Origin of the sequence: Myxococcus sp. AM011, assembly GCF_013372595.1 — a bacterium.
GTDB classification, from domain to species: Bacteria; Myxococcota; Myxococcia; order Myxococcales; family Myxococcaceae; genus Myxococcus; species Myxococcus eversor.
In genome coordinates this window covers 1-23,802 of the sequence record NZ_JABXEM010000184.1, presented here as the reverse complement: position 1 = coordinate 23,802, position 23,802 = coordinate 1, and the positions used below count along the sequence as shown (strand labels likewise).

Sequence of the window (23,802 nt, the reverse complement as noted above, 5' to 3'; positions counted from 1 at the left end):
GGCCCCACACCAGGCCCGCCACGCGATTCACCTCGCGCGCCGCCGGCCGGGTCCCCTGCCCTCCCTCCGCGTCGCGGAAGTAGGCGCGGCCCGTCTCGTAGAGGCACACCGACTCCACCTGGTGCCGGACACTGCGCGACAGGTTCTCCAGCAACCCGGGAATCAAGCTGGTGCGCATCACCGACTGCTCGACACTCAGCGGGTTGAGCAGCGCCACCGGCTGCTCCTTCAGGCCCAGCACCTCCAGGTTCTTCGGCGCGACGAACGAGTAGTTCACCACCTCGTCCAACCCCGCACCCGACATCGCCTGCCGCAGCCTCCGCTCCGCCTCCGAGTGCGCCGGCTCCGGCGCCAGTGACGCCAGTCCGCGCGGCAGCTTCGCCGGGATGTTGTCGTAGCCGAAGACACGAGCGACCTCCTCCAGCAGGTCCTCCTCGCGCTCCACGTCCACCCGCGCCCTGGGCACCGAGTACGTTGCCTGCCCCGCGCTCTCCGCCAGCTTCTGGAACCCGAGCGCCTCCAGGATGCGCCGCACCTCCGCCTCGGGCACCGCCACGCCCAGCACCTTCTCCACCCGCGCGAAGCGCAGCGTCACCTGACGCGGCGGCTTCTCGGCCGGATAGATGTCGATGAGCCCCGGCGCCACCGTGCCGCCCGCCAGCTCGATGAGCAGCTGCGCCGCCCGCTCGATGGCCGGAACCACCGCGTCCAGGTCCGCCCCACGCTCGAAGCGGTGAGACGCCTCCGTGTGCAGCGCATGACGCTTCGCCGCCCGACGCACGCCCGAACCCAGGAAGTTCGCCGACTCCAGCAACAGGCGCGTCGTCTTCTCCGTCACCTCGCTGTCGCCGCCACCCATGACGCCCGCGAGCGCCTGCGGCCGGTCCCGGTCACAGATGACCAGCTCCTCCTGGTCCAGCGTCCGCTCCTTGCCGTCCAGGGTGGTGAGCTTCTCGCCCTTCTTCGCCGCGCGGACGACGATCTCCTGACCCCCGAGCTTGTCCAAATCAAACGCGTGCAGCGGCTGCCCGAACTCGAGGTTCACGTAGTTGGTGATGTCCACCACGTTGTTGATGGCCCGCACACCGCAGGCCTTCAGCCGGTCCTGCATCCACTGCGGCGACGGCTTGATGGTGACGTTCTCCACCACGCGCGCCGCATAGCGCGGGCAGCGCACCGAGTCCTCCACGCGGACCTTGGCGCTCTGGGACGCGGGCGTCCCCGACTCCGTCAGCTTCGGCTGCGGAACCTTCAGCGCCGCCCCCGTCACCACGCTCACCTCGCGCGCCACGCCCAGGTGACTGAGCGCGTCCGGACGGTTCGGCGTGATGTTGACCTCCAGGACCACGTCGTCCAGCCCCAGCGCCTCGGCGATGGGCGTGCCCGGCTTCAGGTCGGGCGACAGGATGAGCAGGCCGCTCGACTCCTCGCTCAGCCCCAGCTCCTTCGAGGAGCAGAGCATGCCGGAGCTGTCCACGCCTCGCAGCGCGGCCTGTTTGATCTCCATCCCGTTGGGCAGCTTCGTGCCCACCGTGGCCAACGGCACCTTGTCGCCGACCTTGTAGTTCTTCGCGCCGCACACCACCTGCACCAGCGCGTCGCCCCCGGCGTCGATCTTGGTGACGGAGAGCTTGTCCGCGTTGGGGTGCTGCACGGACTCCTTGATCTGCGCCACCACCACGCCTCGGAGCCCCTCGCCCGGACGCTCCAGGCCTTCGATCTCCAGGCCCGCGGCGGTCAACCTGCGCGCCAGCTCGTCCACCGACGGCGGCAGCGCCACGTAGTCGCCAAGCCACTTCACTGAAATCTTCACAGGTCCACCCTCTTGCTCTCGGGACGAAGACAGGAGCGCGGCCGCGCCACCCCGCCAGGCGGGAGGCTCCGGGCAGCCGCGCTCGAAGGACTCAGAACGGGACTCAGAACTGTTCGAGGAACCGAGCGTCGTTCTCGAACATCATCCGCAGGTCGTCGATGCGGTAGCGCAGCATCGCGATGCGCTCCACGCCCATGCCGAACGCGTAGCCCGTCACCTCGCCCGGGTCATACCCCGCGGAGGTGAACACGTTGGGGTGCACCATCCCGCTGCCCAGCACCTCCAGCCAGCCCGTCTGCTTGCACACGCGGCAGCCCTTGCCGCCACACGAGGTGCAGGAGATGTCCACCTCCGCCGACGGCTCGGTGAACGGGAAGAACGACGGACGGAAGCGCGTGCGCGTGTCCGAGCCAAAGAACGCCTTCACGAACGCGTCCAGCGAGCCCTTCAGCTCGGCGAACGTCACGTCCTTGTCCACCAGCAGGCCCTCCACCTGGTGGAACATCGGCGTGTGGGTGATGTCCGAGTCGCGGCGGTACACCCGCCCCGGCATCACCGCGCGGATGGGCGGCTTGCGCTGCAGCATGTACCGCACCTGCACCGGCGACGTGTGCGTGCGCAGCAGCACGGAGCTGTCCGCCTTCTTCGCGTGCCCCAGGGACGGCTCGTCCACGTAGAACGTGTCCTGCATGTCCCGCGCGGGGTGGTCCTTCGGGAGGTTCAGCGCCTCGAAGTTGAAGTAGTCCAGCTCGATTTCCGGACCCGCGGCCACGTCGAAGCCGAGCCGGGAGAAGGTCCGGACGATGTCCTCCATCGTCCTCGACACCGGGTGCCGGCTGCCGGGCGCCACCGCGCGTCCAGGCAACGTCACGTCCAGCCCGGGCCCCTGGAGTTGGGCCTCCATGGCGGCGTCCTCGGCGCGCTGCGTGGCCTCGGCGAGCAGCTTCTCCAGCTCCGCCTTGACGGTGTTGGCCACCTCACCCAGCGCCCGTCGCTCCTCGGGGGGCAGCTTGCCCATGCCGCCAAGGACTCCGGACAGCTCGCCCTTCTTGCCCAGGTAACGGACCCGAAGCGCTTCCACCGCGGGCAACTCGGACGCCCCCGCGATCTCCCGCCGAGCGGCCTCCGCCAACGCCTGCAACCTGTCCCGCATGGCCTTGTCGCCTCCGTTGCACGGCCCCAGGGCACATGGCCCTTCGGGGCAAAAAAAAGGGCCGCCCTGGAGAGGCAGCCCGTTTACTCACGCAGGCGGGCGGCCCGTGAAGGCCACCTCACCCGCTCTGTCACTGGCCCTCGAAGAGGACCGGCGTGAATCAGGCCGCCTTCGCGATGTTGGCGATGGCCGCGAAACCCGAGGGGTCCGCGATGGCCATGTCCGACAGCACCTTGCGGTCCAGGCTGATCTTCGCCTTCGCCAGCCCGGCGATCAGCTTCGAGTACGACAGGCCGACCGTGCGAGCCGCCGCGTTGATGCGGACGATCCACAGGCTGCGGAAGTTCCGCTTGCGCTGCATGCGGTCGCGGCTGGCGTAGTCCAGAGCGCGCTCAACCGCCTGGTTCGCCCGGCGGAAGCAGTTCTTCCGGCGGCCACGGAAACCCTTGGCCAGCTTCAGGATCTTGTTACGACGGCGACGAGCCTTTACACCCTTCTTGACGCGCATGTTTCACTCACTCCGGACTGCGTAGGTTGTCAGCCCCCGCGCGGTGCCGGCTTCACGCCGCTCCGCCAAGGGCCACGAGGTTGCCGAGCCGAGGCTCAGGCCCCGTAGGGGAACATTTCCTTGATGACCTTCTTCGCGTCCATGTCGCGAAGATGGCTGGTGCCGCGGTTGCCGCGCTTCTGCTTCGGCGTCTTGGCGTGAGTGAAGAGGTGCTTGCCGTAGGCCTTGCCGTGCTTGACCTTGCCGCTCTTCTTCACCTGGAAGCGCTTCTTCGCGCCACTGCGGGTCTTCAACTTCGGCATCGTCCTGATTCCTTCCTTACAGCGTGCCGTCAGCGTCACGGCCTCTGGCGTTTTCACTCAAGGCCACGGCGGGAGCCGGCAGCCTCTACCACTATTTCTTTTCAACTGGAATGGCTACCGCCGACCGCACGCCAAGCCGTCGACCCACCGTCCCCGCGCCCCTACCCCTCCCGGGATGGGTGCGACGATTCCTACAAAAAGTGCCCCAAGATACTTGGGCATGACTGGGAGTCAAGACCTGTCCGCGAGGCCCGGGCCACCCAGGTCCAACCCGCTACGGCAGGGCCGCCTCCTTGGCCAACAGCGCCTCGAAGTCGGTGAGCTTCATGCTCTTGAGGTCCTCGCCCCCGTACCGGCGCGGCGCCACGCCCTCGGCGGCGACCTCGTTGTCCCCCACCACCAGGGTGAAGGGGATCTTCTGCAGCTGCGCCTCGCGGATCTTCGCGTTGAGCGACAGGCCGCGGTCGTCGAAGTCCACCCGGAAGCCCTTGGCCCGCAGCGTGTCGCGCACCTTGCGGGCGTAGTCCGCCTGACGGTCCGCCACCACCACGATGACCGCCTGGATGGGCGCCAGCCACGCCGGGAAGGCCCCCGCGAAGTGCTCGATGAGGATGGCGGTGAAGCGCTCGAAGGAGCCGAAGATGGCGCGGTGGAGGACCACGGGCCGGTGCTGAGCGTTGTCCTCGCCCACATACGTCAGGTCGAAGCGCTCCGGGGCCAGGTAGTCCAACTGCATGGTGCCCAACTGCCAGCGGCGACCGATGCTGTCGGACACCGCGAAGTCGATCTTCGGACCGTAGAAGGCGCCGTCGCCCGGGGCCAGCTCGTACTCCAGGCCCAGCGACTCGAGCGCCGTCTTGAGGCCCGCCTCGGCGCGATCCCACAGGGAGTCATCCCCCAGCCGCTGCTCCGGACGCGTGGACAGCTTCACCGCGTACGTCAGGCCCACCGCCTTGTAGACGTGGTCCAGCAGCTTCACGAAGCGCTTCACCTCGTCGGTGATCTGCGCCTCGGTGCAGTAGATGTGCGCGTCGTCCTGGGCGAACTGGCGCACGCGGGTGAGGCCGCCGAGCGAGCCCGCCGCCTCGTTGCGGTGCAGCACGTCCTGGGTGTGCAGGCGCAGCGGCAGGTCGCGGTAGCTGTGCTTCTTGAAGCCGTAGAACAGGTGGTGCGACGGGCAGTTCATCGGCTTGAGCGAGAAGTCATGCTCCCCCGACTCGCTGTCGAGCACGAGGAACATGTTCTCCTTGTACTTGCCCCAGTGGCCGCTCGTCTCCCAGAGGCCCTTGTTGAACATCAGGGGCGTCTTGATCTCCACGTAGCCGTCATTCGCCGTGAGCCGGCGCATCCAGTCGGAGAGCGTCTGGTAGAACGTCGTGCCCTTCGGGGTCCAGAAGGCGGCGCCCGGCGCGTACGGGTGGAAGTGGAAGAGGTCCAGCTCCTTGCCCAGCTTGCGGTGGTCGCGCTTCTTCGACTCCTCGATGCGCGTCAGGTACTCCTGCAACTGCTTCTTGTCGAAGAAGGCCGTGCCGTAGATACGCTGGAGCATCGGGTTGCGGTGGTCACCGCGCCAGTAGGCTCCGCTGGAGGAGAGGATCTTGATGACGCCGATCTTCCCGGTGCTCGGGGCGTGGGGCCCCAGGCAGAAGTCCACCCAGTCGCCGTGGGTGTAGAGGGTGAGCGTCTTGGCGCCGCGCTCGGCGATGTCCTTGACGATCTCCACCTTGAACTTCTCGCCCTTCTCCTCGAAGAGGCGAATGGCGTCGTCCATGGAGATCTCGGTGCGGACGAACGCCATGTCCCGCTTCAGCTCGGCGTTCGCCTCGGCCTCGATCTTCTCCAGCTCGTCGGGCGTGAACGGCTTCTCGCGGAAGAAGTCGTAGTAGAAGCCCTCCTCCGTCGCGGGACCGATGGTCACCTGCGTGCCGGGGAAGAGCTTCTGGACAGCGCTGGCCACCACGTGGGCCGCGTCGTGCCGGATGAGCTCCAGCGACTCCGGGCTCTTGGGCGTGAAGATCTGCAGCTTCACGTCCTCGTCGAGCGTCCGGGCCAGATCCATGTCCTGGCCGTTCACCCGAGCGAACAGCGCGGCCTTCGCCAGGCCGGCACCGATGCTCTCCCGAACGAAGTCCGCGATGGTGGTCCCCCGGGCGGCCTGCTTCTGACTGCCGTCGGGGAGGGTGACCGTGATCATTTCGGACATGCGATACCTCGGAAAAACCGCGGGCGGCAGGGCTCTTGAAAGCCGTGCCGCCCGCTGGAGATCACATCAACTGTGTTGGGTCGTAGTGGGATCGAACCACTGACCCCTACCGTGTCAAGGTAGTGCTCTACCGCTGAGCTAACGACCCGGTGCTGAGGTGGCGCGGGGAATAACAGCGGGCTCCCGTAGCTGTCAAGCAAACACGCGACAGCGCATCCGATCTTCCCCATTTCCCGGCGCGGCCCTACGGCTCCGCTGCGATCAGCGCCCGGACCCTCGCCATCACCGCGTCGAACATGGCCGGCGTCAGCCTCCCCGTCTGCGTGTTCTGCTGGCTCACGTGGTAGCAGCCCAGGAGGATCCGCCCGTCCGGGAGCGCCAGCTCCGCCCCATGGCCGAACGCGGGACGCGGAGACGCGAACTTCATTCCGGTCCGCTCCAGCGACGCGAGCGCGGCGTTCCACCCGATGGCCCCCAGGGCGAGCAGCACGCGGGCGGGCAACAGGGCCATCTCCCGGTCCAGGAACGGCGCGCAGCGAGCCAGCTCCTCGGGCAGCGGCTTGTTGTCCGGAGGAGCGCAGCGGGCGGCCGCCACGATGAACGCGTCCTTCAGCGCCAGCCCGTCCTCCCGGTGCTCACTGGTCCCCTGGTTCGCGAACCCCGCCCGGTGCAGCCCCGCGAAGAGGAAGTCCCCGGACCTGTCTCCGGTGAACATCCGCCCTGTCCGGTTGGCCCCATGCGCCGCCGGCGCCAGCCCGACGATGACGAGCCGGGCCCGCGCATCCCCGAACCCCGGCACCGGCCGACCCCAGTAGGTCCACTCGCGGTAGGCACGGCGCTTCACCCGGGCGACCTCCTCGCGCCACTCCACCAACCGGGGACAGCTCCGACACCCGGCGATCTCCTGGTGCAGCTTCTCCAGCTTCGTCACCGCGCGCTCCCGCTCACCGCGGCCTCCAGCCGCTCGACCCAGGCCCGGGCATAACCCAGGGACTCCGGGTCCGCGCCTACTTCGATCTCCAGCTCCGTGGCCGGCTCCTGGACGAACAACGACACGAGGGCGGACTCCTCCAGCAGCTCCCTCACGCGGATCCTCCGGACCACCCCCGCGGGCACCCTCCCCTTCGAGTCGACCCAGACCACGCCCCTCGAGGTTGGAGAGCGCCACGTCCACGCGCCGCCACCCGACACGGGCCCATCCATCGCGAGGGGCCCCATCAGCTTCGCGCCCGGGAGCTGCACGAACTCACCCCAGCCCGCCAGCGTCGCCTCCTCGGGCCTGGAGTACCACGCCACCCGCGAGGGCCTCACGGCCGACACGCGACGGGCGACGTCCACATCCATCGGCCCGCGAATCTCCACCGCCACGGGCCTGGGCCCCAGCCGATGGTGCCACCCCGACAGGTCGAGCGTCGTCGCGTCCACCCAGAGCCCCACCCGGGGAGCCCGCGCGAGCTGCCGCGCATGGGCCTCGACGAGCGGTGGACGGACCCGGAGCCAGACCTCGGGGAAGCTCTTGAGCGCATCCAGCGTCGAGTCGCGCGGCATGTTCGAACGCGTGCTCAGCCACAGCACCGTCCCACTGCCAGCGAGGGAGCGCAGGGTGTCCGCATCCACCGACTCGTCCACGAGCAGGTTCAGGCGATACCGGGACAGCGTGAGGCTGGCGGGGCCTGGAGCCTGCGCCAGCACCGCCGCCAGCAACACCGCCACGCCCATCACTTCGAGCGAGCCTCGCCCGTGTACAGCGAGGTCCGCTGGTAGCGCTGCACCACCACGCTCAGCACGACCTTGAGGATGGCCGCCACCGGCACCGCGAGGAGGATGCCCACGAAGCCGAACAGCTCACCGAAGGCGAGAATCGCGATGATGACCGCCACCGGAGCCAGGCCCACCTTCTCGCCGACGATGCGCGGGGTGATGACGAAGCCCTCCAGCATCTGGCCGAAGATGAACGTGCCCGCCACGACGCCAAGCTGCCAGGGCCCCTGCCACGACAGCATCACCCCCACGAGCGACAGCAGGATGCCCACCCCCGTCCCCAGGTACGGCACCATGTTGCCGAAGCCAGCAATCACCCCGATGACGATGGCCATGTCGATGCGCCCCGCCGACAAGCCCGCCGCGTAGATGACCGACAGCAGCGCTCCCACCGTCAACTGACCCCGCACGAAGGCGGAGAGCACCTCGTCCACCTCCGCGAAGCGGCGCCCCACCAGTCCCACCGCGCGACGCGGCAACAGGTCCTTCAGCCGCCCCATCAATCGCGGGTAGTCCTGCAGGAAGAAGAAGGCCAGCACCGGCACCACCGCGAGCCCCAGCAGCGTCACCACGAACCGAGCCGTGTTGCCCGCGAAGGCAGCCAGGAGCCGCGCCGCGGCGGGACCCGCGCTCTGCACCAGGTCCGACGCCTGCTGTCCCAGCTCCGTGGTGCGCTGCCGTACCAGGTCCGGCACCGAGCGCCCCAGCAACGCCTCCAGGCGCGGCACCACCTGCGTGCTCGCGCGACTGAAGAAGTCGGGCAGCTTCAGCGCCTCGTCACGAAACACCGGGACGAGATAGAGGAACGCGCCCACCATCATCAGCGTCCCGGCCGCGAAGACGAGCGTCGTCCCCCACGTCCGGTCCAACCCCCGTCGCTCCAAGGTCGTCACGATGGGATTGAAGATGTACGCCCCGGCCAGCGCCAGCAGCACCGGCACCGCCACGCCACCGAACACCGCCAGCAGCGCGAACACCAGGCCCAACGAGCCCACCATCACCGCCGACCACCACAGGTCGATGCGTCGGGCCTCGACCTCCGTCAGCTCGCCCTCCAGCACCGGAGCCACCGTCGGAACCACGACGGCCTCCGCCTTCACGGCGTGCAGCACGGGCTGCGCCGGCGCGGGACTCACGGCGGCGGGGCTGCTCTTCTTGTTGTTGCGGCGTCCGATGACCCACTCCTCTTTCCGCGAGACGTCCGCGGCCTACGGCTCCTTCAAGCCGTCATTGCACATCCCGAAAGCGCCGGGTCCAGGCTCCAGGCTCTTCGCTGAAACCGTCCCCAGCCCACACTCGCCCGAGGGCCACTCCGGTCCACGGACCATCATCGCCCAGGCTTTCGGGGAAACCACGACGGCCACGCCGATGCAAGGGAGCCTGGCTGGACGCGCGGCGACCAAGGAGGCCAGCCGCCACGTCACGGCGTGCTGCCCCCGGGCACGCTCTCCGAGGAGCGGAGCTGGATGGTCAGCCTCGCCCGAGCGCCACTGGGCTCGTAGTACGTCGTGTAGGGCCAGTACCCCCGCTTCTTCACTTCAATCTGGTGCAGGCCCGTGCCCAACGTGAGCCCTCGGGGACTGCCCGAGTAGTCACTGCACAGTCCCTGGAGCACGCCGTCCAGATACACCTCGGCGTCATCGGGGTCGCAGCGGAGGGCCACGTCACCGCTCGTGCTCTGGGCACCGGCCATCATCTCGCGCGCCCGAGCCATCGAGTCCGGCTCCTTCCGCCCCGAACACCCCAGCCACAACAGCAGGAGCACGCCCGCGCCAGACCTCGACCTCCATCCCACCCGCGAACCGCTCACCGTGCCGACCTTCCTCGCTACTGCGTGACGATGACGACCCGACCCTCGGCCAGGAAGCGCGTGTTGACCTCGCCCAGCGTCTTCACGTCATCCGAGCCGAGCACCAGGTCGGAGCCCTTCAGCCCGGTGGCCTTCACCACCATGGGCTTCTCGCCCACCAGCGCGGCCTTCTTCGCCGCATCCAGGCTGTTGAACCACGCGGCGACGCCGGTGGACTCGCGAATCTCACTCGCCAGCGCGCCCGCGCCATAGAGCGCCTTGCCCGCCGCATCCAGGAGCCGGGGCGCGAGCACGGGCTTGAGCCCCAGCCCTCGCGCGTCCACCACCAGCCCCGTGTACCTCTTCGCGCCCTCGCTGTTGAAGACGATGGTCTCTGGTGCGGGCACCACCAGCGCGGAGGTAATCGCCGCCAGCGGCACCTCCACATCCAGTTCCACGCCACTGTCCGAGAAGAAACGCTTGGCGACGACCTTGTGGGCGCGGACCGCCGTCTCCACGCGCCCACGCACCTCGTCCCGCGCCATCTCGTCGCCCACGCTGCGCCCCGCGCTCAACTGCAGCGTGCGCACCTGCTCGAGGAGGTTCTTGGACGCTTCCTGCCTGGCGGAGCGCTCGGCCCCCAGGCGTGCCTGGCCTGGATTCGCCGCCTTCAGGTCGGGAGCACCCGCCCCGGTCGCCCGAAGCACCTGCCCCTCCCAATTCACTCCCACACTGCCCACCGGACGGACTACCTCGACGGTGGGGGCGGGCCTCGCCGCCCTGCCCTGACCGAACGCCGACAGAGGCACGGCCAGCAACAACCCCCATAGCGAATGCCTCATGGAGCTCCTCCCGTCTCACCCGATACCTTGGGTAGTCCCAGGGCAGAATCGCTGCCCATTCAAGGAGCCCGCCTCCCAGGAAGTCAAGACAACCTCCAAGGAGCGACGCGTCGCGTCAGTTCTCGCTGCCCGGGCGGCCGTGACGGTCGACGTAGGCGTCGATCATCTTCCGGTGCCGCTCGGTGAGGAGGGTGAACTTCACGCCGGAGCGCTCGCCCTTCTTGGCGGTGGACAGCTCCACCCACTCACGGACGACTTCGCCTTCCGCGTAGATGATCTCCTCCGAACCGGGGAGCTGGAACTGGAGGCCTACGCGCTTCGCCTCGTGCTGGGGTTCAATCAACCGCGCCAGACTCACCCCTTCTGGGCTGATGTCAGCGGCCCGCGACATGTACGGCACGCCGCCCATGTACTTGTTCAGGTAGATGTCGAGGGGCGCCCGCTTCGCCTTGCGCTTGTCGCTCATCGCTCCGTCTCCTCTGCTGCGTGCAACAGGTTGCTCCGGGGTTGAAGCAACCTGGATGCAGGGTAGAGGCACGTGCTGAACTCGCAAGAAAACGACCCACCACTCCGTGCTGGGCGTAGGCGCGCGGGACCTATATTCCAGTCCTCATGATGAAAGGTGGAAGCATGCGAACGATGTGGATGGCGACCCTCGCGCTGGTGCTCGGCACCACCGGAGCACACGCCCAGGCTGGCGGCGCGGCGAAGAAGGCCGAGCCCACCGCGAAGGCTCCCGCGGCCTCGACTGCTCCCGACGAACTCTCCGAGGACGGGATGACCATCTACGCCCTGGGCCTCAGCGTGGGGAAGGACCTCTCGCTCTTCGCCCTCTCGCCCGAGGAAGTGAAGATCCTCCAGCGCGGCGTCGCCGACGGCATGGCCGGCACGTCCACCTTCGAGCCGAAGGAGTACGCGCCCAGGATTCAAGCGTTCGCGAAGTCGCGCCAGGCCCAGGCAGGCAGCGCGGCGCTGGAGCGCGCGGCCAAGGAGCCCGGCGCGGTGAAGCTGCCCACGGGCGTCGTCTACCGGGAGACGGAAGCGGGCAATGGCAAGAGCCCCCGCATCACCGACACCGTGAAGGTCCACTACGAAGGACGGCTGGTGGATGGCTCCGTGTTCGACACGTCCGCCAAGCGCGGCATCCCGGTCGAGTTCCCCCTCAACGGCGTCATCGCGTGTTGGACCCAGGGCGTCGCGCGGATGAAGGTGGGCGGCAAGGCGAAGCTCACCTGCCCCGGCGCCACCGCTTACGGCGAGCGCCCTCCTCCGGGCTCGCGAATCCCTCCCAACGCCGTCCTCATCTTCGACGTGGAGCTGGTGGACATCCCCGGCGATACGTCCAAGCAGCCGTAGTCGGCGCGGCTCACTTCACCCGACGAATCCAGAAGCTCCCGGGCCAGTCCACGGGAGCGCCCTGGTACGAAGGGAAGGCCTGACGCAGTCGCTCCGGCTGCGTCAGGTGCATGAAGCTGCTGCCCCAGAGCACCTCGAAGCTGTCGTTGAAGGACAGGAACGCCTGGAGCAGGTACTGCTCGGTCCAGAAGCGGCGGTGCTCCAACACCCAGGACCTCGGATACTCCGCGGGCAGGAAGATGTCGTGGATGTGCACCACCACGCCCTTCTTCAGCCGGGGCAGGAGCTCCAGGAACTCCACCTGGACATCACTGCCCACCTTCAACACATGGCTGGAGTCGATGAAGAGGATGTCGTTCTCCTCCAGCCTCGCCACCTCCGACAACGGAATGTCCTGCGCCTTCATGGGCTCGAGGCGCGTCAGCCCGGGGAAGCCCCCGCGCAGCACGTCGCTGGGATAGGGCTCGAACGCCACCAGTTCGCACGCGGGCGCTCCCCCTGACTCATTCTTCCGGCACGCCTGCGCGGCCAGCCGCGTGGACCAGCCCGAGCCAATCTCGAAGAGCCGTCGAGGCTTCAACTCGCGCACCAGGCAGTACAGCAGCTCCGCGTCCACCGTCCCGAACGCGCTGTTGTCCAGGTGGAACTCGTGCGGCCCCCCCGTGGGCGAGCGCGGGAAGCCCGTGTACTCATCGCGGTACTTCGCGGAGATTCGCTCCAGCAGTTCGAGCTGACTCGAAGCGCGCAGGTCCACGCCCACCATCTCCGAGCGCGCGCCCCAGAGTGACTCCGGCAGCGAGCCCGTGTCGGGGATGGGCTGGTAGAAGTGGTTCGGAGTGACGTGGTAGCCGCTGCGCTCGAAGACCTGGAACAGCCGAGGATCATCGAGCAGCCCGAGCCGCCGGCCTCCGTTCACCAGTCCCTGGGCCAACAGCTCCTTGAGTCGACGCTTGATGGGCATGAGCGGCGCGCAGACTACCACCGCCATGGCCTACGGCTTTGCCTTCAGCGCGGCCTCCGTCGCTCGCAGCAACGGCTCCGCGCTCACTGGCGCGCCCGTCGCGTGCGACATCCACAGGTCTGGCGTCACCGCGCCATACGTGGCCATCCGCTCGAACTCCGCGCCCAGCGGCCCCTTGCGCGACAGGTGCTCTTCAATCTGGAACGCGATGAGGTGCCCGAGCGGATAGTCCGGCAGGTACAGCGGATAGCTGATCATGTGGCTGTAGACGGCGAGCAGCGTGGTGCCCTCGCCTCCCAGCACCGGCGCGAAGTAGCGAGCCCACACGTCGCGAGAGATGGACACCACCGCCTCGCGCAGCTCCGCCGCGGTGGCCTCGGGATGCGCGTACAGCCAATGCCACACACCCATGTCCACCATCGCGATGCCCGAGCGCTCCCACGTCTGCCAGAAGTCTCCGAGCACCCGCTCGCGCTCGCTGGCCGCATCCGGCTTGCCCAACCCGAGCAGCTCCAGGTCGCGCGCCTGGAACACGAAGGCCAGCGCCTCCGTGAAGGCGTTGTTGGGCACGCCCGTGAGCAACGTGTGGTCCACGCCGTAGAGGCCGAAGGCCTGCTCCACGTTGTGCCCCAGCTCGTGCACCGCGATGTTGTAGCCCTTGTAGCTCATGCCCTCCTTCTCGACGCGCGTGCGCAGCCGAGGGAAGTCTCCCCGACGCATCGCCTGCTGGGCATGTCCCGCGCCTCGCGAGGAATCCACGCGGATGTGCTCCGCGAGCCAGTCCGCCTTCTGCGCGCTGAACCCCATGCCACGAAGGATGCGAGGCATGTCCTTCGCGAACGACTCCGCGCTCGGGTAGCGCTTGCGCGTCAGCGCATCCAGCTCCGACTCCGGCCGCTGCGCCCCGGGCTTGAACCCCGCGTACCAGACATCCTGCGGCTCCAGCTTCCGGCCCAGCCGTGACTCGATCTCCTTCGCCACGCGCGGCACCAGTGGAGACTCCAGCACCTGCGTCAGCAGCGCCTTCACCCGTGCCTCGGGCAGCTCGCGTCCCAGCTCGAAGGCCCGGGCGATGCGCGTGGGTGCGATGGGCACGAACGCATCCGCCTTGCGCGCGGCCTGGAAGATGGCGAGCAGCCGCGCGTAGCGCACGTCCTGCTCGCGCGTCGCGTCCGCCTTCGCTTCCTTCGACGGCGCGTCCGCCTCCACCGTGTCGGCCGGAGCCACCGTCACGACGTTGGTGTACGGGTTCCAGTCCAGCCTCGGGTTGTCGATGACAGCCGCCGGAATCGTCTGGGTGATGATGCGCTCCATCACCTGGACGATCATGCGTTGCTTCTCGCGCCCTCGCGGGTCCGCGTAGTCCGCCTTCAGCTCGTCGCGCAGGTTCCAATGGCTGATGAGCCGCAGCCCCTTCGGGAAGGGCCGCTCACCGCGCTCGTCCACCAGGTGGTGCATCCACACGTTGTACTCGGCGATGTAGAGGTTCGCCGCCGCCACCGCTTGTGAGGACTCCTGCGCTATCTCCGCCGGCACCCGCATCGCGAAGCGTCCAGCGAGCCGCGCCTCCGCCCACTGCCTGCGCGTCCACGTGGGGCCCTTCTCCGTGCGCTCCGCCAGCGTCGTCAGCGGGAAGTTGAGCAGCACCACGAAGGCGACCTTCGCGCGGAACAAGTCTTCGGCGACATGCGCGGCCGGGTCATACGCCGCCACCAGCGGCTCCACCGGCAACAGCGGCCCCAGGTCCAGGTCCGTGTACCACTGCGTCTCACGGCCCAGCTCCAGCATGTGCCCATCCAACTGCTCGAACAGCCGCTCCAACCGGGCGAACGTCGCGTCCAACACCCGCGCGTCCGACACGAACTGCTCGCGCACGAAGACAGCCAGGTCTCCGTCCCCGGCCCGCCACTGCAGGGCGACCTGGTCGACGCCCCGCTCGATGCGCGCGCGCGACGCCTCGCCATGCTTCGCCACCAACTCCGCCTTCACGGCGGACACGTCATACGCGGGCTTCATGGCGCGGGCCTCCACCGGAGCTTGGGTTGGAGCCGAAGGCTGAGTCGTGGCACAGCCCAATGCCAACACCAGGGGCCAACAGCAACAGACGGCGGAAACGAGACGCGGCTTCGGAGAGGACATGAGGGCTCCAGAAAGCACGAAGGGCCCGACCTTGGCAGGCCGGACCCTCATGATGCATCCAGGAAGTCGTTACAAACGACGCCAGGAATCAGCCAGCGCGGACGTTCTGCGCCTGCAGACCCTTCGGGCCACGGGCGACTTCGAACTCCACCTTCTGCCCCTCCTGGAGGGTGCGGAAGCCATCCATGTTGATGGCGGTGTGGTGGCAGAACACGTCCTCACCACCGCCGTCCTGGGTGATGAAGCCAAAGCCCTTCGCATCGTTGAACCACTTCACGGTACCAGTAGCCATTCGATTTCTTCTTCTTTCGTCACGGACGCGAAAATCCGCCGTCCGGTCCTACCGAGCGAACCCTAAAGGACCCGGGGAATCTAGACGTCCTTTCCCCGGGAAGTCCACTTCAGCACGCTACCAGCCGCACTTCTGACCTTTGTTCTGCGCCTTCAACCACTGACGCAGCGGGCTGAAGTAATCCAGCAGTGGAGTCGCATCCATCTTGCGCGTTCCCGTCACCACCTGGAGCGCATCCGGCCAGGGCTTGCTCGCGCCCATTTCCAGCATCGCCTGGAGCCGCTTTCCGGCGTCCTTGTTGCCGTAGATGGAGCACTCGTGGAGGGGGCCCTTGTGACCCGCCGCCTCGCACAGCGCCTTGTGGAACTGGAACTGGAGGATGCGGGCCAGGAAGTACCGCGTGTAAGGAACGTTCGCCGGCACGTGGTACTTGGCGCCCGGGTCGAAGTCCTGCTCGGAGCGCGCCACTGGCGCCGCCACGCCCTGGTACTTCTGCCGCAGCGTCCACCAGGACTTGTTGTAGTCCGCCGGCTTCACGCGGCCGGAGAAGACCTCCCAGCGCCACTGGTCCACCAGCAGGCCGAAGGGCAGGAACGCGACCTTCTCCAACGCGTCCTTCATCTGGAGGTTGATGAGGTTCTTGTCGTTCTTCGCCACTTCCTTCAGCAGGCCGATCTGCTGGAGATAGGCAGGCGTGATCGACAGCGTCAGCGCGTCGCCAATGGCCTCGTGGAAGCCGTCGTTCGCGCCGGCCTGATACAGCACAGGCAGGTTGTAATAGTAGGTGAAGTAGTAGTTGTGACCCAGCTCATGGTGGATGGTGACGAGGTCCTCCTCCGTGGGCTTGATGCACATCTTGATGCGCAGGTCGTTCTCGTACGTCACGTCCCAGGCGCTGGCGTGGCAGACGACCTCGCGGTCCCTGGGCTTGGTGAACTGGGAGCGCTCGAAGAAGGTCTCCGGCAGCGGCTTGAGCCCCAGCGAGGTGAAGAACTTCTCACCCAGACGCACCATCTTCAGCGGCTCGTAGCCCTGCGTCTTCAGCGCGGAGTCCACATCCAGGCTGGCCTGACCGGGGAACGGCTCCACCAGGGGATAGATGTTGTTCCACTCCTGCGCCCACATGTTGCCCAGCAGGTGCGCCGGAATCGGCTTGCCCGCGGGAACCTTCTCCGCGCCGTACTGCTTCGCCAGCCGGCCGCGCACGTAGCAGTGCAGGTCGTCATACAGCGGCTTCACCTGCCCCCAGAGGCGCTGGGCCTCCTTCTCGAACTCGGCGGGCTGCATGTCGTAGCCGGAGCGCCACAGCGTGCCCAGGTCATTGAAGCCGATGTCCTTCGCGCCGTCGTTGGAGATGCTCACCAGCTGCTGGTACAGCGGGCGCATGGGCTTGGAGATGGAGTGCCAGCCCTGCCACGCATCCAGCAGCTTGTCGTAGTCACGGCTCTCCGCCATGACGTCGGACAGCACCTCCAGGTCGCGGCACTCGCCCTTGCCGTCGGGGCCGCAGTACTTGCCCTTGCCGTAGATGCCCTCCAGCTTCGCGGCCGTCGTCGCCAGCTCCGCGCGCTTCTTGGCGTCCGAGGGCGCCGGCAGCGCCTGCGACACGCGCAACAGGTGCAGCATGCGCGCGGTGTCCGCGTCGAGCTTCAGGCCGTCGAAGCGGCGCGAGTCCTTGATGGCGCCGTTGACGTAGCCAAGCACCTCTTCGTTGACGTAGGCGGCGTTCCGCTCGGTGTCGTCGGTGATGTACGTGGACTTGATCCACTCGGCGGTGGCCTGCTTCGTCCACAGCCGCTTGAGGTCCGCGTTCAGCTTCTCGACAAACTGCTTCGCCTCCTCGGGCGTGGCCTTGGCGGCGGGCGCCTGGGCGAAGCCGGGGACAGCGGTCAACACCATGGCCGCGAGGGCCGAACGCAACAACGACTGCGGGAGTCGGGTCCGTTTCATGGGGCGGACCGTAGAGGAACCGTCGGCCGAACACATCCCGAAAGTAGGCCCCGTCACACCGCTCCTCCGTCCCCGCCACGTCCGCCTCTGGCGAACCCCATCTGACGCGACGCGAAACCGACGCCGTCACCTGGACGCGGTGCCACCTGGCGCGGGCTTCGCCAGATGAGTTGTCTTTGGGACATCGGTCCCTCGCGGCATTGAAGGCCCGCCTGTGCGTGGAGCAGCCGAGCCCCCTGCCCGCTCCCTCCCGCGCCCGGGGGCCGCGTTACAGCATTCAAGACATGCTGCTCGGACACACGAAGGACCCGACCTGGCCCGCGCCCGAGGACGCACTCGCCGAGGCCCGTCGCTTCCTGGAGCCACTGCGCGGGAAGCGGGTGCTCGTCGCGCCCCACCCGGAGGTCGACGGGCTCGCGTCCGGCGTCCTCCTGGTCCGCGCCCTGGAGACACTGCGCGCCTCCGGGGCCCTGCGCGTGCCAGGAAAGGGAGAGCACGCTCACTCGGCCGGATTCCTGGAGCGGGTCCGCGCCTCCGCGCCAGAAGCCCTCATCGCGCTCGACACGGACGGCCGGGCGATACACCGCCTGCCCTCCCTCTCCACGCTCGTCGTGGATCGCCACCTCTCCGAGCCATGGCCTTCCGGCGGCCACGTCCTCTCCGCGCCCGGACAGGAGCCCCCGGTCAGCACCAGCCTGCTCTCCTACGTGCTCGTGTCGCCGCTCGTGGTGCCCGGCCCGCTGGAGTGGCTGGCGGTGCTCGGCACCGTGGGTGCGTTCGGCACGGATGCGCCCATCCCCTTCCTCAAGGACGCGCTGCGACGCGCGAACCGCAAGGCCGTGGTGGAGGCGGTGTCCCTGGTGAACGCGGCGCGACGGTCCGCGCGCTTCGCCGCGCCCAGGGCCCTGGAGGTCCTGCTGCGCGCCAGGAACGCGAAGGACATCTCGGAGGGCCGCGTGCCCGGTGTGGACGAACTGCGCGACTGCCGGCTGGAGGTCCGTCGGGAAGTCGAACGATGCGCGAGGACACCTCCCCGCCTCGCTATGAGCGTGGCGCTCCTCTTGTTCAGCTCCGAGGCCCAGGTGCATCCACTGGTCGCCATCCGGTGGGCCCAGCGACTTCCCGAGCACGTCGTCATCGCCGCCAACACGGGCTATCTGCCCGGACGCGTGGACTTCGCGCTGCGAAGCCAGACACCCATCGACCTCGCGCCCCTCCTCCAGGGCTTGGAGCCCTCACTCGCTGAAGAGCTGCTCGCGGCGAGTCGCCCGCACGCCATGGGTGGGAGCTTGTCCCAGCCCGACTTCGTCCGGTTCGCCGCGGCCATGGGCCTGCCCGGGTTGCGAGCGCAGGACGTGGAGCGTCGAGGCGCGTTCCCCGGCTGATGCGGTATGACGTGGGCCGTGCCCATCAAACACGCCCTCGTGCTTCCCTCGCTGCTCGCGCTCGTGGCGCTGTCCGCATGCGACTCCTCGGATGACCCTGAGCCTCGCGACTGCGAGCAGTTCAGCTTTCCGCTCTCCGCCCAGACGTCGTCAGGCCACCTGGCCGTCTGTGACAGCCCGGCCTGCGGCAATGGCGAGAATCCTCCGAACTCCGGCCCGCATTGCGGCAGCGTGGCGCGCTGTGGCGTCTACAGCGAGCCCGTGTCTCGCTGTCTGTACGTCCACAACCTGGAGCACGGGCACGCGGTGTTTCTCTACAACTGCCCGGACGGCTGCCCCGATGAAGTGGCGAAGCTCGAGGCCGCCGCGGCCACCGTGCCCACGGGCGCCAACGGCGTGCGTCGCGCGCTCGTGGCCCAGGACCCGCTCATGCCCCAGCGCGTGGCGGCACTGCTGTGGCGACGCACGTATCTGGCCGACTCCGCGGACCCGGAGGCCCTGCGCTGCCTCCTCGCCCATCAAGACGCGGACGCCCCCGAGCCTGGCCTCGCCTGCCCGGGCCAGTGAAACCCGGCGCCTGACTCCCCGCCCGGAGCCCTCGCCCGGCTCCGGCGAGTGCCAGTCATCTCGCAGGGCGGTGCCTCGAATGCGAGGGCTCGCCCTGTTGCGTGGCCAGCGGGCGTCCCGACGCTGGGTGCGGGCAATCGGTATGTCGGCTGCCAGCCATTTGTAGTCAGGGGCATGAAACCAACGCTCCGACGAACCCTCGCCCTGTTGGCAGTGGCGTGGATGACAGTCACCGTGTCACCCGCGCTCGCCCAATCACAACCACCCGGCGTCAAGGGCCCCGTTCCCACGGGCATGCCCAATCGCCTCGCCGTGGGACTCTTCGAGGAGGCGGGCCAGAACTGGATGCGCGACAGCGGCGTCCCCTGGGACGTGCGCTACCGCTACTTCACCAAGGGCTGGGTGGACAACTGGGGCTGGGGACAGCGCGATGGGAGCTGGGGGAAGACGTTCCTGGATGAGTCCAGGACGCAGGGCTTCATCCCCGCGCCCGTCTTCTACCAACTGTTCGCCGAGCCCGGCGGCGGTGAGAGTGAGTCACTCGCCAAGGTCCAGAACGCCGCGACGATGAAGAGCTACTTCGGCGACCTGAAGATCCTCCTCCAGCGCGCGACGGAGTTCGGACGGCCCGTGCTGCTCCTCGTGGAACCGGACGCCGTTGGGCTCCTACAGTTCTATACGAACTCCAATCCCAACACGTATGCCGCCGTCGCGGCCTCGGGCATACCCGAACTTGCGGGCCTCCCCAACACCGTGGCCGGCTGGGGCCTCGCCTTCCTCCAGCTCCGCAAGTCCGTGGGGGCCAACAACGTCATCCTCGGCATGCACATCTCCGCATGGGCCAGCGGCAAGGACATCTCCTGCTGCTCCGTCACCGACCCGCTCCAGCCGGAGGTGGACAAGGTCGTCAACTTCCTCAAGCCCCTGGGACTCGGCGCCAATTCGACGGGTGCCACGTATGACGTGCTCGTCGGAGACCCGTTGGACAGGGACGCGGACTTCTACAAGCTGACGCGCGCGCAGGACGTCTGGTGGGACGCCAGCGACAACGCCTCCGTCTCCTCGCGCTCCTTCAACCGCTACGCGCAGTGGTTGACGCTGATGAACCAGACCTCCGGCAAGCGCTGGGTGCTCTGGCAGATTCCGCTCGGCAACTCCCAGCACCGCAACATCAACAACGACGGAAGCGCTCGCGCGGGCTACCGCGACAACCGCGCCGAGTACTTCTTCGGCCCGAGTGGCGATGCCCACCGGCGCAAGTTCGCCAACACGGGTGTCATCGCGCTCCTCTTCGGCGCGGGCGCGGGCGGACAGAGCTCGTATCCGAATGACCTGGGCTCGGATGGACAGCCGTACCTCAAGACGCGCGCCTCGCCGTTCCTCCTCGCGGGCGGGCTGACCCTGCCCGCCACGGGCACGACGCTTCCTGGCGGCGGAGGCGGCGGCACCGACGCTGGCACCGATGGCGGCACGGGCGGAGGTACCGACGCGGGTCCGGATGGTGGCCCCCGGGATGCTGGCACGGATGCAGGCACTCGCGACGGCGGCGCCGACGGTGGCACTCGCGATGGCGGCTCCGACGCGGGCACGAGTGACGCTGGCAGCGGCGGCACCACTCGCGGCTACGGCTTCGAGACCGGCACCGAGGGCTGGTCGTCCTCGGGCGCTCCCATCAAGGCGGCGACGTCGTCCACCGCGCGGGCCCAGGCGGGGACTCGCTCCCTCGCGGTGCCCTTCAGCGGAACCGCGGGCACGGGCGTCGTCTCCGTGCGCACCGCCCCGGTTCCTCGCGGCGCCACCGTGACGTTCCGCGTCTGGATTCCCAGCGGCAGCGGCATCACCGCCCTCCAGCCCTTCGCGCTGGAAGGTGAGACAGGCGGCTGGCGCTACACGGGGACGTGGACGGCGATCAGCAGCCTCCAGCCAGGGACGTGGAACACGGTGACGGTGCCCCTGCCCTCCAACAGCACCACGCCGCTCTACCAGCTCGGCGTCGAGTTCACGACGAACAGCGGCTGGACGGGCACCGTCCACCTGGACGGCATCGGCTGGTAGTCCTCTCGGGGCCGGGGAACCGGGCCCGGTGGTGGAACCTCTCCACCGCGCGCTCGCTCCCGGCCCTGGTTGTCTTCCCTACCACCCAACAGGCCAGAATCCCCCGCAGCCCGAGGCGCCTGCGGGGCGGGGATTCACGGTGGCTCGACCTCGCCCCGCACTCGCCGGAAGCCCCTCCCCTTCAATCACAACCACCATTCCCCGCACCAATACATCCTGCGGGCAATCACTCTCACGCATGAGACTCAATCCCTGGTGTTTTTCAATGCAAACCAGAAACACGACATCTAGTTTGTCGCCACATGAGCACATCGAATCGCGGGATGAGTGGCTACGAAGTCCTCTTGAATGCCCTGAGCGCGTGGGGCATCACGACCTGTACCGGCGTCACGGGGGGAGGTCTGCTGCACTTCCTGAGGAACCTGGAGCCTCATCCCGGCTCGGCGGCTCCTTCGTCCAACGGGGCGCTGCGCCACCTCACCATCGGCGAGTACGTCGCCGGCTTCGTGCCGCTGGGCAGCTACCTGGCGACCGGAGAGCTGGGCTGCTGTGTCGCCACGACAGGAGCGGCGACGAAGCTGCTCACATGCGGGCTGACCGACGCCAAGATGCACGACATCCCGTCCGTCTTCCTGGTGCCCACCTCGTCAGCGGCCAGCGAGGGGCTCAGCCCGCTCCAGGATACCTCCGCGCTCGGCAACAACATCGTCCAGCAGTTGCAGGCGGAGTTGCCCCAGGGTGTCTTCATGCTCGACCAGCCGGGGATACTCGTCGAGCAGCTCCTCCGAGCCCAGCGAGAGCTCCAGAACTACAAACCCGTCGTGCTCGTCATCGAGCCCACCGTCCTCAACCGCCCCACCGGCACGGAGCGCTGCCGCTTCTCCGCCATCCGTCCCGTCGAGGCCAACCCCGCCCAGGTCCAGGAGATGGTGGAGTCCATCCGCTCCGAGCTGGACGGGCGCCGGGTCGTCATCCTGGCCGGAGAGGAGCTGGCCCGCGTCCGCCAGGCCCAGCGACTCACGACGCGGCTGTGCGAACAACTGGGCGCTCCGCTCGTGTGGAGCATCAACGGCGCCAATGGCGTCGAACGCGTCAACCCGATGGGCCACGGCTACATCTCCTTCGGCGGGAACGATGCGGCCATGGCGGTGTGGAAGAGCCTGGGCGAGGACGACGTGCTGCTCGTCCTCGGCGCCAGCCCGGATGAGTACACCGTGAATCTGGAGAAGTATCAGGCCGGGCAGACCTTCGTGCTCACCTCCGTGGAGGACGGGTACGGGCAACACCATGGAAGCTTCGCCCACCGCGCGCGCCATGGCTTCCGTCAATGGGTGACACCCCTGGAGAGCGCGCTTCACGCCCTCGTCGAGCACCTGGAGCGCCATCCTGCACGCACGCTGAGAAGTCGCCCCGCCCCTCGCAACCTCAACACCTCCGAGCGCAAGCCCCCTCGCCCCGGCTTCGTGGACATGCGCCAGTTCTTCAACCAGCTCGACTCGCTGTGGGCCCCCGGCACGCTCGGCTTCGATGACGTCTGTCTTTCCTACAAGGATCGCCAGTACGTCACCCAGCGCCCCCATCCGAATGCACGCTTCTTCTCGCTCTACCGGGGCTCCGCGATGGGCAACGTCCTGGGCCTGGGCATCGGCGCCAAGCTGGCCTCTCCCGAGAGCCATGTCGTGGGCTTCACTGGTGATGGCTGCTTCCGCCTCTTCGCCGGATGTCTGTCCGAGGCGAGCGACCTGGACCTCCTGCTGTTCGTACTCGACAACGCGAGCTACGGCATCGTCGAGCAGGCCCTGCCCACCGTCCTCCCTGGCCTGGAGCCCTCCCGCCGCCACACCCGGCTCACGGCGATGGACTTTGGAGACATCGCTCGCGCGTGCGGCTGGGCGGCCTGTCAGCTGAAGCCCGACCTCGCCAACCTCGAGGAGATCCTCCACCTGCATCAAGGGCGGAGCGGCAAGTCCATCCTCGTCACGGTGCCCGTGGATGCCGAGCAGATCCTCGGACTCAATCCCCGCGCCAGCAACCTCTGAGTGCCCTGCATTCCTCCCAAGGAGAACACCCGATGAGAGAACCGCGACTCGTCCTGCCCGTCCTCAAGATGATCGATGCGTCCTACCAACGACAGCGAGGCAAACCCCTGGGCAGCGGCTTCTGTCCTCCCCCTCTGGAAAAGGCACCGCAAGAGGCACGCTTGGAGTGGGTCCACGACCAGGCCCCCTTCATGCTGCTCGCCCAGGATGTGAGCGCGGACCCCGTCTTCATCTACACCAACGCCTCCGCCTCCCATCACTTCGGTTACACCCCCGAGGAGTTCCTCTCCCTGCCCTCCCGGCTCAGCGCCACCGCCGAAGGCCAGGAGGACCGCAACGCCGCGGTGAACGAGGCGCTCACGAAGGGCGCTCGCATCGGCTATGGCAGCGTCCGCGTCACCAAGGCGGGAAAGCTCTTCCGCCTTCGCGACGGGGAGCTGTTCCTGCTGCACGACAAGGACGATGCGCGCATCGGCATGGGCGCCCTCGTCTGGCCCACCCCCTATTGAGCGCTCCGGAATTCGCACCGGGGAGCGCAACTATTTCCGGACTTCAGTGTTTCGGCTCCTGGGGGAGTCCCTTTCCCCCATCTCGAACCGACTGAAGGAGTACCTCCGGATGATTCGACGCCTCACTCTCACCCTCGCCGTGTGCGTGGCCGCATGCGCACCCGACGAGGGCCCACCC

At 68.1% G+C, this 23,802-nt stretch carries 21 protein-coding genes and 1 tRNA gene; 6 read left to right on the top strand and 16 right to left on the bottom strand.

The genetic code is table 11. From position 1 onward, the window contains the following. The 12 genes from pheT to HUW62_RS31550 form a co-directional block, all read right to left on the bottom strand. Window positions 1–1,813 (bottom strand): phenylalanine--tRNA ligase subunit beta (pheT, locus tag HUW62_RS31605; RefSeq protein ID WP_176436520.1); only part of this gene is annotated, 1,813 nt, incomplete at its 3' end. Window positions 1,814–1,916: 103 nt separating this feature from the next. After that, window positions 1,917–2,966, bottom strand: coding sequence for a phenylalanine--tRNA ligase subunit alpha (pheS, locus tag HUW62_RS31600; protein WP_163867063.1), 1,050 nt, complete (start codon window positions 2,964–2,966; stop codon window positions 1,917–1,919). A gap of 160 nt (window positions 2,967–3,126) precedes the next feature. Next, window positions 3,127–3,474, bottom strand: coding sequence for a 50S ribosomal protein L20 (gene rplT / locus HUW62_RS31595; protein ID WP_163867062.1), 348 nt, complete (start codon window positions 3,472–3,474; stop codon window positions 3,127–3,129). Between the two features lie 95 nt (window positions 3,475–3,569). Then, window positions 3,570–3,776 (bottom strand): 50S ribosomal protein L35, encoded by a 207-nt coding sequence (rpmI, locus tag HUW62_RS31590; protein ID WP_141640619.1) that lies wholly within the window; start codon window positions 3,774–3,776, stop codon window positions 3,570–3,572. A 274-nt stretch (window positions 3,777–4,050) separates the two neighbouring features. Continuing rightward, entirely contained in the window at window positions 4,051–5,979 is a 1,929-nt protein-coding gene (thrS, locus tag HUW62_RS31585; protein WP_176436519.1) for a threonine--tRNA ligase, read from the bottom strand. A gap of 76 nt (window positions 5,980–6,055) precedes the next feature. Beyond that, window positions 6,056–6,127, bottom strand: a tRNA-Val gene (locus HUW62_RS31580). A 96-nt stretch (window positions 6,128–6,223) separates the two neighbouring features. After that, window positions 6,224–6,910 carry a uracil-DNA glycosylase gene (locus tag HUW62_RS31575; protein ID WP_176436518.1) on the bottom strand — a complete coding sequence of 229 codons (687 nt, stop codon included), beginning with the start codon at window positions 6,908–6,910 and terminating at the stop codon, window positions 6,224–6,226. After that, entirely contained in the window at window positions 6,907–7,692 is a 786-nt protein-coding gene (locus tag HUW62_RS31570; protein ID WP_176436517.1) for a hypothetical protein, read from the bottom strand. Before HUW62_RS31570 ends, HUW62_RS31575 begins: the two co-directional genes overlap by 4 nt. Window positions 7,693–7,697: 5 nt before the next feature. Further along, entirely contained in the window at window positions 7,698–8,840 is a 1,143-nt protein-coding gene (locus HUW62_RS31565; protein WP_368670515.1) for an AI-2E family transporter, read from the bottom strand. A gap of 320 nt (window positions 8,841–9,160) precedes the next feature. Further along, window positions 9,161–9,454, bottom strand: coding sequence for a PEGA domain-containing protein (locus tag HUW62_RS31560; RefSeq protein WP_163867058.1), 294 nt, complete (start codon window positions 9,452–9,454; stop codon window positions 9,161–9,163). 113 nt (window positions 9,455–9,567) lie between these two features. Continuing rightward, window positions 9,568–10,371, bottom strand: a complete 804-nt coding sequence (locus HUW62_RS31555; RefSeq protein WP_176436516.1) for a hypothetical protein — start codon at window positions 10,369–10,371, stop codon at window positions 9,568–9,570. A gap of 115 nt (window positions 10,372–10,486) precedes the next feature. Beyond that, the gene (locus tag HUW62_RS31550; RefSeq protein WP_163867057.1) at window positions 10,487–10,837 is read right to left on the bottom strand and encodes a PilZ domain-containing protein; all 351 of its coding nucleotides are present in this window, start codon (window positions 10,835–10,837) and stop codon (window positions 10,487–10,489) included. Window positions 10,838–11,001: 164 nt separating this feature from the next. Here HUW62_RS31550 and HUW62_RS31545 point away from each other — a divergent pair, with 164 nt between their 5' ends. Further along, window positions 11,002–11,727 (top strand): FKBP-type peptidyl-prolyl cis-trans isomerase, encoded by a 726-nt coding sequence (locus HUW62_RS31545; RefSeq protein ID WP_176436515.1) that lies wholly within the window; start codon window positions 11,002–11,004, stop codon window positions 11,725–11,727. A gap of 10 nt (window positions 11,728–11,737) precedes the next feature. Here the strand turns inward: HUW62_RS31545 and HUW62_RS31540 are convergent, their stop codons facing one another. The 4 genes from HUW62_RS31540 to HUW62_RS31525 form a co-directional block, all read right to left on the bottom strand. Beyond that, on the bottom strand, window positions 11,738–12,715 hold the full coding sequence (locus HUW62_RS31540) for a class I SAM-dependent methyltransferase (protein ID WP_255203750.1): 978 nt from the start codon (window positions 12,713–12,715) through the stop codon (window positions 11,738–11,740). Between the two features lie 3 nt (window positions 12,716–12,718). Beyond that, window positions 12,719–14,878: a hypothetical protein gene (locus tag HUW62_RS31535; protein WP_176436514.1), complete on the bottom strand. Its 2,160-nt coding sequence runs from the start codon at window positions 14,876–14,878 to the stop codon at window positions 12,719–12,721. 37 nt (window positions 14,879–14,915) lie between these two features. Further along, window positions 14,916–15,119, bottom strand: coding sequence for a cold-shock protein (locus tag HUW62_RS31530; RefSeq protein ID WP_141640610.1), 204 nt, complete (start codon window positions 15,117–15,119; stop codon window positions 14,916–14,918). A 117-nt stretch (window positions 15,120–15,236) separates the two neighbouring features. Continuing rightward, window positions 15,237–17,069, bottom strand: coding sequence for a M2 family metallopeptidase (locus HUW62_RS31525; RefSeq protein ID WP_176436513.1), 1,833 nt, complete (start codon window positions 17,067–17,069; stop codon window positions 15,237–15,239). A 284-nt stretch (window positions 17,070–17,353) separates the two neighbouring features. On the opposite strand from HUW62_RS31525, the gene HUW62_RS31520 reads away from it, so the two are divergent. From HUW62_RS31520 to HUW62_RS31500, 5 genes are all read left to right on the top strand, one after another. Continuing rightward, on the top strand, window positions 17,354–18,454 hold the full coding sequence (locus HUW62_RS31520) for a hypothetical protein (RefSeq protein ID WP_176436512.1): 1,101 nt from the start codon (window positions 17,354–17,356) through the stop codon (window positions 18,452–18,454). An 18-nt stretch (window positions 18,455–18,472) separates the two neighbouring features. Further along, on the top strand, window positions 18,473–19,021 hold the full coding sequence (locus tag HUW62_RS31515; protein ID WP_368670514.1) for a DUF3105 domain-containing protein: 549 nt from the start codon (window positions 18,473–18,475) through the stop codon (window positions 19,019–19,021). A 174-nt stretch (window positions 19,022–19,195) separates the two neighbouring features. Continuing rightward, a complete protein-coding gene (locus HUW62_RS31510; protein WP_176436510.1) occupies window positions 19,196–21,076 on the top strand; it encodes a carbohydrate binding domain-containing protein in 1,881 nt (626 codons plus the stop codon). Between the two features lie 323 nt (window positions 21,077–21,399). Further along, entirely contained in the window at window positions 21,400–23,115 is a 1,716-nt protein-coding gene (locus HUW62_RS31505; protein WP_217911655.1) for a thiamine pyrophosphate-dependent enzyme, read from the top strand. A gap of 32 nt (window positions 23,116–23,147) precedes the next feature. After that, entirely contained in the window at window positions 23,148–23,624 is a 477-nt protein-coding gene (locus HUW62_RS31500) for an MEKHLA domain-containing protein (RefSeq protein WP_176436508.1), read from the top strand. Window positions 23,625–23,802: the final 178 nt, after the last annotated feature.